11 protein-coding genes are annotated in these 12,656 nt (G+C 34.2%); 8 read left to right on the top strand and 3 right to left on the bottom strand.

The window, feature by feature from the left end; translation table 11 throughout:
- Positions 1–170: 170 nt before the first annotated feature.
- The 6 genes from mobA (at position 171) to ACFS3A_RS00430 (ending at position 6,931) form a co-directional block, all read left to right on the top strand.
- Positions 171–602 (top strand): conjugal transfer protein MobA, encoded by a 432-nt coding sequence (gene mobA, locus ACFS3A_RS00405; protein WP_343590818.1) that lies wholly within the window; start codon positions 171–173, stop codon positions 600–602.
- Entirely contained in the window at positions 599–1,888 is a 1,290-nt protein-coding gene (mobB, locus tag ACFS3A_RS00410) for a conjugal transfer protein MobB (RefSeq protein ID WP_379823175.1), read from the top strand. Before mobA ends, mobB begins: the two co-directional genes overlap by 4 nt.
- A gap of 362 nt (positions 1,889–2,250) precedes the next feature.
- A complete protein-coding gene (locus ACFS3A_RS00415) occupies positions 2,251–2,676 on the top strand; it encodes a hypothetical protein (protein WP_379823177.1) in 426 nt (141 codons plus the stop codon).
- Between the two features lie 42 nt (positions 2,677–2,718).
- The gene (locus tag ACFS3A_RS00420; protein ID WP_343590821.1) at positions 2,719–2,889 is read left to right on the top strand and encodes a hypothetical protein; all 171 of its coding nucleotides are present in this window, start codon (positions 2,719–2,721) and stop codon (positions 2,887–2,889) included.
- 775 nt (positions 2,890–3,664) lie between these two features.
- Entirely contained in the window at positions 3,665–5,125 is a 1,461-nt protein-coding gene (locus ACFS3A_RS00425; protein WP_343590822.1) for a hypothetical protein, read from the top strand.
- A 12-nt stretch (positions 5,126–5,137) separates the two neighbouring features.
- Positions 5,138–6,931, top strand: coding sequence for a hypothetical protein (locus tag ACFS3A_RS00430; RefSeq protein ID WP_379823180.1), 1,794 nt, complete (start codon positions 5,138–5,140; stop codon positions 6,929–6,931).
- 288 nt (positions 6,932–7,219) lie between these two features.
- Here ACFS3A_RS00430 and ACFS3A_RS00435 read toward each other — a convergent pair whose 3' ends face one another.
- Together ACFS3A_RS00435 and ACFS3A_RS00440 are read right to left on the bottom strand one after the other, a co-directional pair.
- On the bottom strand, positions 7,220–7,738 hold the full coding sequence (locus tag ACFS3A_RS00435) for a hypothetical protein (protein ID WP_343590824.1): 519 nt from the start codon (positions 7,736–7,738) through the stop codon (positions 7,220–7,222).
- 143 nt (positions 7,739–7,881) lie between these two features.
- The gene (locus ACFS3A_RS00440) at positions 7,882–8,907 is read right to left on the bottom strand and encodes a PIN domain-containing protein (RefSeq protein WP_343590825.1); all 1,026 of its coding nucleotides are present in this window, start codon (positions 8,905–8,907) and stop codon (positions 7,882–7,884) included.
- 404 nt (positions 8,908–9,311) lie between these two features.
- Here ACFS3A_RS00440 and ACFS3A_RS00445 point away from each other — a divergent pair, with 404 nt between their 5' ends.
- Positions 9,312–9,737, top strand: a complete 426-nt coding sequence (locus tag ACFS3A_RS00445; protein WP_379823181.1) for a hypothetical protein — start codon at positions 9,312–9,314, stop codon at positions 9,735–9,737.
- Position 9,738: 1 nt separating this feature from the next.
- Positions 9,739–10,023, top strand: coding sequence for a helix-turn-helix domain-containing protein (locus tag ACFS3A_RS00450; RefSeq protein WP_379823183.1), 285 nt, complete (start codon positions 9,739–9,741; stop codon positions 10,021–10,023).
- 547 nt (positions 10,024–10,570) lie between these two features.
- On the opposite strand, the gene ACFS3A_RS00455 is transcribed toward ACFS3A_RS00450, so the two are convergent.
- Complete coding sequence (locus ACFS3A_RS00455) at positions 10,571–12,655, bottom strand: AAA family ATPase (protein ID WP_343590827.1); 2,085 nt, start codon at positions 12,653–12,655, stop codon at positions 10,571–10,573.
- Between the last annotated feature and the right edge of the window lies 1 nt (position 12,656).

Here is a 12,656-nt window from a genome sequence, read left to right on the forward strand (position 1 = left end):
TTCTTTTTACTGTTCCTTTAATTAGAATATAAAGCTACATTTGAAAATATCCGTCCTTTTTTTTTGAGACATAACAGGCCAAATGCTTCCAAAGATTTCCAAATCCAAGCAGCACTGCTGATAATAAAATATATTGGTTTTTATTTTAAGTAATATAAGCAACAATACTTATGGAAAACAAAAGTACAGCCAATCCCCGCAAAGGAGGCAGGCATCCTAAAGTAGATCCCGCCATCCACCGCTATTCGATCAGTCTTACAGCTGAGGAAAATGCCCGCTTCCTGACTCTTTTTGAAACATCAGGCATGAACGTAATGGCGCATTTTATTACGGCGTGTATTTTTCAAAAAGAGATTAAGACAGTTAAGATCGATAAAGGAGCAATGGATTATTACATACTCCTGACTGCCTTATTTGGTCAGTTTCGGGCTGTTGGGGTTAATTATAATCAGGTTGTGAAAATTATGCAACACAATTTTTCCGAAAAGAAAGCTCCGGTATCTCTCTACAAATTGGTCAAAGAAACAATGGAGTTAGGTGTTTTATGCCAAAAGATAATCCGGCTTACAGCTGAATTTGAAGAGAAACACCTGAAAAAGTGATAGCAAAAATAGGAAGAGGAAGCAGTTTGTACGGAGCATTGGCCTATAATTATCAAAAACTTGAAAAAGAAAGTGCACAGATTTTGTTTACCCAAAAGATAATCCAATCCCCTGATTGCAATTATTCCCTAGAACAGCTCTCCCGTTCTTTTGAATTACACTTACTGGCTAACAGAAAAACAGAAAAGCCGATACTTCATATCTCTTTAAATCCTGATCCGAAAGATAATGTAAGTGATACTGATTTTGAGAATATGGCACAAGACTATATGAGGCAGATGGGTTATGGAAATCAGCCTTTTGTGGTTTTTAAACATACCGATATAGACCGTACTCATATCCATATCGTATCGGTGTGCGTGGATGCAGACGGCAGGAAAATATCCGATAAATTTGAAAAAAGACGCTCGATGGCTGCCTGCCGGACACTGGAAAAACAATACGGTCTTATATCGGCAGTAGAGAAAAAGCAAGAGGCGCACAACCCAGCATTCAAACCAGTTGACTATAAGGCAGGAGATATAAAAAGCCAGATGGCTTCGATACTGAGCTATCTGCCTAAATATTATCAGTTCCAAACTTTCGGGGCGTATAATGCTGTGCTTTCCCTTTTTAATATTACTGCCCAGGAAGTCATCGGCGAATATAATGGCATTCCAAAACAAGGACTGGTATATTTTGCATTGAATAAGCAGGAAGAAAAAGCAAGCAGTCCTTTTAAGGCTTCGCTGTTTGGCAAAAGCGCAGGTTATTTACAACTGCAATCCCTATGCAGCCATAACAGGATAAAACTAAAAGATAGTCCCGTTAAGGAATCAGTTAAAGAGAAGATCCAATCAGTAATACGTACTGCATCAAACGAATCCGAATTTAGAAAAAAGCTAATGGAGGAAAGGATCAGTATTGTTGTACGACGAAATGCTGGAGGACGTATCTATGGCATCACTTTTATAGACCACAAATCCCGCAGTGTATGGAACGGATCAGAGCTGGCTAAAAACCTCTCGGCAAATACATTTAACGACTGGTGGAATAATAATAATAAGAAACCAGAAAATCCCATACATAAAAGCAGTTTTTCCCAAAAAGATGCTATGATGAAAACAGAAACAAGCCAATTGCCTAACACGCCTGACTTTTTAATAAAAGAAAATATGCCCCATACTTATGAACAAAACAGTTTTGACGTATTAGGCGCTTTATTGCTGCAGGCACAGGCAGAGGATTACGAGGAAAAGTTATTTGACAGTAGGATGAAACGAAAGATTAAAAGAAGAAGATTGTAAGCTTAAATATGAGTTTCCTTATCACCAAAGAACAATTTGAGTTCAATAAAACAAAGGCTGCTAAAATTTATAAAACCAGTATTTTTATAAGTCTGGATCATTTTTAATTTTTTTATTTCAACAGACAAGCTGCCTTCGGGTATTTACCTGAAAAACAAATTGGCACAAACGTTATGCCATTGAAAGACAAACAAAGCAAGTAATGGATGTATTCCGAATTACTTCATGGGCATTTTTATATTTGTCTTATAAATACATACGCAAGCTGGATAGGTAGAAATATCTAATTTATATAGTTAAGGAATAAAACAAACGCAGCGATATATTTTCATTAAGAGGATAATAACTAAATTTTAAAGGCAATGAAAAGAGGTAAGCTGATAAAGTACTTGAATGTTATATTAAATTTTGATGAAAGGATCCGATTAGTAGAACATCTAATTAGTGTAAGTGATCAGGAAAAAAAAATGCAGTCCATTTCTTCAAATGAAAAATGTAAATCCTGTTATAACAAAATTGACTTTGCCCAGCTGTTTTATATTTTGATGGATGAAGGTATATTGTTTTTTGATGCTACAGACGAAAAAAATAATAGAAGTAAGTTTCAGTCTTTTCTCGAAAATAATTTTACATATGCCGGAGATGAGGGCGGGCAGTCGAGAATTAAGTCAATCAGTAGACAGTTTTCCGAATGTAAGGGCTACACATATAAAGAAAAGCAAATTACATTTTTAGAAGATCTTATAAGAACAATGCAGGATAGGAAAAGAAGAATTGAGAGCTGGTAAGACCTGGTAAAATAGTTTAGTGTCAAATTTAAATTTTTAGTGATGACAAAAAAAGAAAGAAAGCTCTCTTTTGTTATGAGAGTAGAACAATTAATAGAGCCTGTGCTTTTAAGACTGGAAACAATTGATTCAAAAATTAGCCAAGGGAAAGTTTTGGGACCTGAATACTACAGAAATGAAGATTTTAAAAAAAATGTTTGGGCTGTCCAATAACACTATTATAAAATACAGACAGACCGGAATCCTTCCCTATACCAGGCTGGGGGATATTTTTCTGTATGACAGCGGCAAGATTGATAAAATACTCAGAAGCAATGGATCATAAATTAGTATTTAATCAGTTGCCCCATATTTATAAAAAGAGCTCCAAATAGATTAGGTAACTAAAAAAGCAACTATTTTTTCAAGGATGGTTTGATACCATTCCAAAAGAAAAAGCCTTTAAAGACTTATATTTAAAGGCTTTTTCTTTTTAAAAGTCACTTTTCGAACTTTACGTGGCTGAAGAGCTATGTTTTGTTTCATGAGCATAAAAAGGTTAGTGTTTAGGCATAGCAAGGTTTTGATAAAAAATACAACCCGGAGGAGATTTTTTATCAAATCTGAAAGGCCAGGCCTTGCTATGGCATTAAGAACAAGGAATTACCTTTGCTCCTGAAATAAGACAAAAGCATACAGGCTATTAATTATAAAAATCAAGGGGATGAAATGATGGTTGGATTGGAAACGAGTCAAAGCGATTAAGATGACAAATTCTGCAATCTGATAAGTTACAAAGTATGCTGTTATTTGATTAAATTGATATTTTATATAATAATTTTCTTCTAAAAAAACAGGTATTTATACGTGCGATTAATATAATTAACATTTTTACATTTACTACTGATTAACAATGGATTACGGTTTGTTCTTGCTGTGTTATTAATTTTTCATGTAGTACAAAAAGTTCAATTTTTATAATTTCTTAATTTGTAAAATTTTTTAAAATGTGGAAAAGCTTATTGCAATAATTACAGTCCTTTTTATTTTAAGCATGGTCTGTGAAAGGATAGCAGAATTCTTGAAATATTATATTTCCGATAGCAAAGTTGGAAAGAGATATTTTGTCGGTAATACTGCAAAACGTTATCCAAAAGGTTCTCAAGGAGAACAAAAAAGAATATATCGTATATTGAAGATCAATCTAGTATGCGGCTTTATAACAGCTTTGGCTTGCCATGCATCACTTTTTGATTTACTGTCAAATCTCGACAATCCTGGAGGTCAGCTAGGATGGACAGGACATACAAAGCAGTTTTGTCAACGGGAATACTTTTGGGACAATGTGGGATTTGTGATTGGATGTTTTATGACTGGTGCTTTTATTAGTCTTGGGTCAAAATTTTGGCATGATTTACTTGACATAGTTATGGCGGTTCGAGATGCTAAAAATGAAATTAACCGTGCATCTGATTCTTCATACGCCGGTTTAACCCAAAGCGAAAAGTACCAATTGCTTGATGCTGCTATAAAGGAGAATAAAGCTTCTTGGAAAGCTTCTTATGATAATTACGCTGGAGTTTCAATAGGCAATAAATTAGTAGGGACAGAAAGAATTATTACAGACGAACTGTCTATAAGATTTAACGTAGTGAATAAGGTTGAGCTTAGGCAAGACGCCAGAACAGCAATTCCTGACTATATTTTTTATGCAGGCTACAAGATTCCGACCGACGTTGTTGAGACAGGCAATATTGTTGCAACGGTAAGCCCTATAGGTTCTAATGTGAGACCACGCCCTTTGGGTAGCAGTATCGGCAGGATTAATTCAGGGTATGCTGGCACGCTTGGACTCAGGGTAAAACTAAATGTAAATGGAACTGCGCTTGTATGTGGTATGAGCTGCTATCATGTTTTGTTTCCAGAAGAACTACTGAAAGGTGTTCGGGAAATTTTTTCGCCTAATGACATTACCATAACTACAATGAATGACGTAGTTTCTCCATCGCAATTGGATAACCCCACACAAAAAGGTATTGGCGGAGTTGCTGTAGGATGCTTTAATCGATATGTGGATATCGGCTTTTTCGAAACGACACAGAAATTGGTATCAAAAGACATATTTAGTTTCAAGTCTATAACTTCAATATATCAGGTAACTACCAGTGATGTCAATATTCTAAAAGTAAAATTATGTGGACGTACTTCTGGTCTTGTCCAAGGGAGAGTAGTATCAGTTAGGACTCACCCTGATATCCTCTATTTTGAAAAAGAGCCGAAAAGATTTAAGCATGAACTGCAGGATCTTATCCAAATAGAAATCAATGCTACGTCTGGCGATTCAGGTGCTGCAGTGATAACGCGTAGCAATGAGCTATTAGGCATATTGGTGGCTACTGATAATTATTATGGCTATGTAATTCCCGCACATGCTATCATGAAAAATTTTGATTTAGAATTTGAATTTTAAACCAACATAACTATGAAAAAAATTATACTATTTCTTTTTATCTTTTCGATGAGCCATTTTATCAACGCTCAAGATACCATTACTTCGCCAATCAAAAAAGAACTGGCGCAAAAACAGGATCTTATTAAATCAACGCCTAAAGGCTACGAAAAGGGATATGCAAATTGTGACCAAGATGCTACAGAGCTTGAGGTCTTGTTAGTTATTGGAAAAAAGGGGGATAAGCCTTTGGATAAAAACCAGTATAAACTTAAGCAGATTGGCGGATCGGCAGTTGTTGATGCAAGCAGTGCTGAAGGAATAAAGCTGACTTTTAAAATTCCTAATCCACTTCAGAGTGTAGAAGATGTAGTTTTTTACCAATTAACTAATAAGAATCAAACTACTTTTTATCAGTATATTAAGCAGATCAGTAAGCAGTCCATGGTAGCAAAACCGGTAACAATTAATGCGCTTACACTAAGTGTTTACACCCCGCAGGCTGACGTTTGTACCGGATGTAAAACTGTTGGAAATACAGTAAGTTACTACTTTGGGACCAACGAAACAAAAATCACAAGAAAAGCTGGGAGTAACATCAAGCCTTCTGGAATGGATAGTGAAGGGTATTTGCGTACTAGATGGTGGGCACTTCCTCATGTTGGAGAGGAGTTAGAACTTGAAATTCTAGATGTTAATCCCTTCAAATATGACGTAACCATTTCAGATGAGACTGTCAATATACATTCATCGACATCGGAATTCTTAACATCGGTATTCACTCCTGGCATACCTAAAATGTCGGGTGCTGATAAAGGTACACAGGAGGACCAAGAAAGGATAAAGTTTTCCAAAATTATGGAATCTCTTGACCAGGCACTTACACAGAGAATGGCAGAATATCAGAGGGAAGGTGACTGCTATAATCCTTGCTCAGATGTTTCGAAAGCAGATAATGAAATACAGCAGTATTTTATAAATGAGTATACATTTCCTCAAGGAACTATTACACTTGAGTCGTTTCTGTTGCAAAAAATAGAAAACCTTTATGGCGCAAGTGATGGAGATGAAGAGGCGACCAAAGAAAAGAAGAAATTAAAAGATGTGGTTTCTAAATATATTTCATTCAAAACCTCTGCGATGGGAAGGGTCAGTTACAGTATCCCACAAATCAAGAACGTGGACCAGTATGTTTTTACGGTTAATATTACTCCAAAACCAAATATGAATGCAGGTAAGCGCCTTACCAATGCGCCAATAACTGTTGATATACTAGGCGGTTTTCGTGCAGACGTAACAACCGGATTGTTCGGTACCTCTCTTGTAGATGAAAAGTACCGCATTTTTGCCGATAGTACGCAGGTTCCAGGCTCCAGTCCGACAGCATATATCAAGAGAAAGAAAATTGTAAAGGAGGATTGGGGAAATAAAGATTATGGTGTCTCGGCGCTATTTCATTTCTACTACAAATTCAATCCTTACATTAATCCCTCTTTGAGTTTAGGGGCGGGTATGACAATAAGTGACAAACCAAAGCTTCGTTATTTTTTAGGAGGAAGTCTACTTTTTGGAAAAACAAACAGGCTGGCAATCACTTATGGAGCTGCAATGGGGCAGATCGAAGAGCTTAGTGATCGTTATGTTGAAGATCCAGACGGTAATATCTATACTTCTAATTCTGATACAACTGTTGATCTTAAAAAAAGATTTCAAATTAAGCCATTTCTTTCTCTTACCTATAGTATCCCTGTGTTTGAGAAAAAAGAGAAGGTAAAAGCCGCAGAAGTCAAAGAAGAAGAGGTTAAGACAGATACGAAAAAAAAATAGGACAGATGTTATTATACTAAAAAAAATGACAATTGAAAGCTGGGAGGTAGTACGTTAATTTTACCTAAAAGAGAAAGATTTCTTATTAAGGAATCTTTCTCTTGTTACACGGATTGAAATTTTTTCTATAGAAACTTGCCAAAACGTAATGGTAGATAGTTTTGGTTAAGCTGCCACCAGATTGATTATCAATTTAATAGTAGACTAAGAGGAAATAGTGATTTAGAAAAAGGCAAAAATTCGATATTTTTAAACTTTTATATTTATAAAAAGCTTCTACAACATTTTTTACTTTAATCGGTTTGATAAACTAACATTGAGCTTGTCAACTCTCAAGTCCTTTCTTACTAAATTGATAATTTTTCTCAGACTTAATTCTAAATTATCGTAAGCTTTAATTGTTAATTTTGCATTTCCATTAAAAGCTGAAGTAACGAAATGTCTAGACTCATGCCCAAATTCTAGTAATTCCATATAAATCTTATTTGGCAATATTGGAATAGCTTTAAAAATTGTATCTTGAAAATCTGTTACAAGACTATCGTAATTTGTGCTTTCTTTCTCAATATATTTAACCCAAGCTTTTTTGGTTCCTTGATGGTCTTGAACTTCTTGAACAAGATCAAAAAAAGATTCAAATATATTGTTGGCGTGGAAAATTAAATCTTTATAGGCATCAATTTTTTCCTGAAAAATTAGATCTTGATTGGATTTGTTCCTGTCTCTCTGATAGCTTAAAAATGTTAGAATGAGAGCAAATATTGAAATCGCTGTTGCAAATATGGCTACTATGTCTGATGATGTCATATGGGATAGATATAAAGTTCTGTTGTTTTTATATGGTTAAAAGATTTGAATAGAATAATAATAATATGAACAGATAAAAAAAGAATTAAAACCAATTGGAAACGTCATAAACGATAGTACATGGTATAGACTTCGAAATTTCATTAAGTATCCAAATTGTCCCATTCATCACCGAGTACCCAGCGTAAAGCCGATAATTTCCCGTTAATCATTCCCCATGTAAAATCATCAAATCGTAAATTTTTTTTGCCGTAAGTACGTTCTACTTTTTCGGCTCCTTCTACAGCTCCTTCCCAAACATCTTTTATTATGGTGCTATTGGCGGTTTCGATTTTAAAATCTTTTCTATCTATTAACTTCATTTTGCCATTTCTAACTGACTGCTCGCGAATTTTATGTCTGTTGTACCAGATCTTCTGCTCGATCTCGTTTTCTACATCTAATATTTCAGAAAGACTTCTAAATCCAAAATCCCAATCATTTTCATAATTAAAGTCTTCAACTAGGTCAGGGTTAATTAAATAAAGTGCTTCTGCCAGATTTATAAAATACTGGTATTTGGGACTGTTAAATATTTCTTTTAAATCTTCGTGCGGCAATTTTTGATTTCCATTTTTGATGCTGAAATCATTAATATTATGAGTTACAAATGCAATGTTGAAATCTTGAGCGGAATTTTGTTCTTTGTACTCGTTGTAACATTCAATTATGAGTGAGTCTCCCATACTGTTTTTGGAAAGATGAAATGGTGCTTTCTTATCTATTGCCCGCTGAGCGGCCCTAAGTTTTATAGAGTCAGTGATATCAAAAATTTCAGCGTTTTTAAATATACTCTCAATCTTTGCAATACTAATAATCGCATTTTCGCTAAGGGTCGGTATCTTTTTATCTATATCATCTAGTTCGGACAAAATATGGGTTTTAGATTCACTTTTTGCGTGCTCTGTAACCATTTCTTTTACTTTTCTAAAATGACTTGATAAGCTCTTTCCAGCATCCAAAATTATACGTTCTTTATTTCTATCAAATTCAGCTAATATTATTTGAGGTAATATTAGGGTTACTTCGCCCTGATCTAGAAATTCGCAAAGTAAATTTAAAGTTTCTTCGCCTTTTAAAGTTTTCGCGAGATCCAGCCAAACACAGGTGTCTATTAGTAGCTTTGTCATTTTTTAATTTAATGATTTATTGTAAAGAGTTTGATTAATTTTTTCGCTGAACATATATCCCATTCATTATAATATAAACTTAATCAAGTCGGTCGCTATAAATATAGTAAAAATGTTAAAATTCAAAATTATAATGAATGTCTATTTCAGCCTTCCGATGTCAATTATCTTCATAATATTTTTTAAACCTTAGGCGCAAAGAGATTAAATTCAGTCATTGGCTTCCTTCCAATGACAAACATTACTGACTGGTTAAGTTTGATGAATTTTTGCATTTAATTTACTTTTTAATAAATTTCAAAAGAAGGAAGATGCAAAAAGATACAGTTTATAAAGATTTGAAAATGTATTACCCTTCATTCAGAAATATTAGAGCAAGTTGAATTTTTTTAATATCAAACGCGATGAAAGATGTAAAGATTGATACTCTGGAGACTATGCCAAAACTGCTTCGTATACTCTGCATCAAAATAAAGTCACTTGAAAAGACGGTACAAAGAAATAATGGTTCAAAAGGAAAAAGAATGGTATGCTGCTCAAGTCTCAAAAAAAATGAGCTCGCATTTATTTTCTATATCTTAATGGACGAAGGTATCCTGTTTTTTGAAAGGAATGGCCCTTCGCAGAACAGGTCCTTGCTGCAGACCTTTTTTGAAAAGAATTTTAGTTACAGAGGGGAGACAGGCCTGCAAATGCCTTTAAAATCTATTAGCAGGGAATTTTCAGAGGCAAAGGGGTATACTTATGAAGAAAAGCAATGCCGTCTTCTTGATAGCATAATAAACCGGCTGGAACGCCGCAAGGAAAGGATTAAATTAAAGTCGCAATAAAATGGAAAAAAATAAAATTTCTTACAAACCCAGGCTTTTTAATGCGTTACAAAATGTTCTAGATCCGCTTTTTCAAAAGATTGAGAAGATCGAGCTGAGTATCAATTCAACAAAGATGAAACCTCAGTATTATAGAAATGAGGATTTGAAAAAGATGTTTGGACTGTCCAATAACACCATTATAAAATACAGACAGACCGGAATTCTGCCCTATACTAAGCTGGGAGATATTTTTTTGTATGACAGTAGAAAGATCGATAAAATACTGAGAAGTAATGAATCATAACTAGTTCCCCAGGTTAAAAAAAAAGAGATGAAAATAAAGCGGGTTACTCAGGAGGTAATTGTTTTTCCAACAGGGTTCGATACAATTGTGGATGAAAAAAGTCTCCAATTAATTGAAGTGTCTGCACGCTAATAGAAAAACGGCTCTATGACAGCTTTAGTGCTTTTACGAGGAGGTTTTCATTTTTTTATTCTTGCTCTTTATCTGATAGAGATTTTCGGAAAGCAGTCCCAGTAATCGCTTTTTGTATGTGTAGGAATTATTTTAAATTCCTGCGAACTGGATGATTTTTGCCGTTTTTTCAGGTATGGGCAAAAGTGGCATCCAACAGGAATTTCTCTTTAAGAAAAACCTCTATCCTTGTCTTGAAATTATCTGAACGTTCATAGGGAAAGTTTTACCTGAATTTATCAGTTATTAGATGTTCTTTAGCAAAATCACTATGTAAATTTTCAAATCTATTAGTAATATTATGCTTTAAGATATGTATCGCTTGTTCACAGTTTGAATGGCAAGTTTTATTTATTAAAAACGCTGAAAATTAATGCTACATTGGCTGAATGCATTTGTCTTTTCGATCATGTGAATCGATCATATTAATTTTATAATCCTGATCTTTAACTAATTTAGTTTCTTCAAGGATGTTTAAAAGATCGACCTGAACCTGTTTCGATTGACCGTTTTCAGAGGTTGTTACTTTATCTTCTTTTGAAATCGCAACCAATATTTGTCGATTTTTATTCTTACTGGCTTCTTTTAATAATTCTTTTAAATCCGCAGAAGCTATTGCATGCTGCCCTGGTTCGTCAAGAATTAAAATTCCAAGATGAAGTTCGGCTTTTACCAATAAGGTCATATAGAATGCCCATTGCGCACGAATAAAATCACTTGCTGACGATAGTAATCTAATCGGTTGAGGGGTAATAGTTCCGACAGTTACTACTGGGAAGAGTTTGTTGGATTCATCTTGAGAAATATAAATCCGTGAAAGTATTTCTTTCGAATATCCAAATTTTTCCAAATAGTCAATAAACTGATTTTTAAAATCATAAATCTTTTGCTGATCAAGTTCAAAATGACGTTTTAGTACTTCTTTTCTTGATCTAATCTGTGCTAATTTTTCAGAGATTTCCATTAAGTCGGCCTTAAACCTGTTAAATTGATGTCCAATCTTAGTCATTTTTTCAAGTTCGAATTTTATGCGCATTTCTTCGTTGATACTTACACGTGACGGGATTCGTGAATCGTCAAGTAATTCTTTATCTAGAATAGACAAAGTGTTTTTTAGTTCACTTATCTTCTCTTGGTAATAACTGACAATTTTGTCAAAGCGTCCATTAAGGTTTTGTGAACTTTTGAGATAAGATACGTACAGGCTGCGTTCGGACTTATAAAATGGTATCGATTTAGAGCCGTTAATTCGATCAATATTTTTAAACTCGATATTAGGATTGGTTAATAAAGATGAGTTGCAGACTGGGCAATTTTCTACAGCACCGACATGAAATGATTTTAGTTGATTAAGCTTATTTATCCCCTCCAAAGCTTCAATCTCTTTGTTTAAGTGATCAACTGTAAATAGATAATTTTTTATTTTGACTTCTTCATTTATTTGTTGCTCTCTTATTTTGTGTAATTCCTTATTTAAAAAAGCTAATTTTTTACTTGTTTCGTCATGTTTTAATAGAATTTCGCTGCTTGTTATCTTGGAACTATCCAAGGTATTTTTTAATATCAGATCCCGATTTTGGATCTTCAGATCTGATATTATTTTCTCCAAAGTACTGTAGTTACCTTTGGTATCTCTGGTCTGCAAATCAAGTTTTGAAATTTTTTTTGGAGAAAGTTCAGCTGTAAATGTTTCAGCAAGGTTGGCGGTTAATAGATTATAATATGAAGTTATAGTCTGAAATGTTTCGACCGTATTTGTCCAAACATTTTTATATTCTTTTTCGCGCTGTTTTAGCTTGTCAAGTTCAAACTCTTCAATTAGTCCACTTAGACCTAATGTATATTCTACAATTTTTTGTTTAGCTTTTTTTGTATTAAAAACAGGAATCTGCGCAAAGAAATCTGACCATCCTTTTGTTTGTTCTACAAATGAGCTCGCAAATATTTGCTGCAGATAAAGTATTTTTTGTGTAGTTCCATCATCATCCACAAAAAGAGGGATTGCTATTTTTGAAAAATCAGAAAGCCATCTATAAAAGCCATCGGCATGATCAGTATCACCTGTGGCATGTATGAATTTTTCTTCGGGTGCTCCATCATTAATCTGGACGTTAATCAAATTTGGATCATCATCATATTGAGATTTTATAACTCTTGTAATTATAGCTTTTTCACCATCTTGATTACTAATTTCAAGTTTTGCGGACGACTCAAAAACATTAAAGTTTTGGTTATTGTATTTGAAACTTGTCTTTAAACATTCTTTTAGGCCATCAGAATTACCATAGCTAGCCAATTGTTCCATCCCCAGACAATAATAAATGCAAGACAATACTGTGGATTTACCACTAGAATTGTCTCCTGAAAGTATATTTAGTCCAGAACTGAAGCTGTACTCGAAACCAAAGTTCCTGCCTTCAGTTTCAGTAACCAATGCCTTAATTGAGTGAATTTGTATCATT

Source organism: Flavobacterium notoginsengisoli (assembly GCF_042686225.1).
Taxonomy (GTDB): Bacteria; Bacteroidota; Bacteroidia; order Flavobacteriales; family Flavobacteriaceae; genus Flavobacterium; species Flavobacterium notoginsengisoli.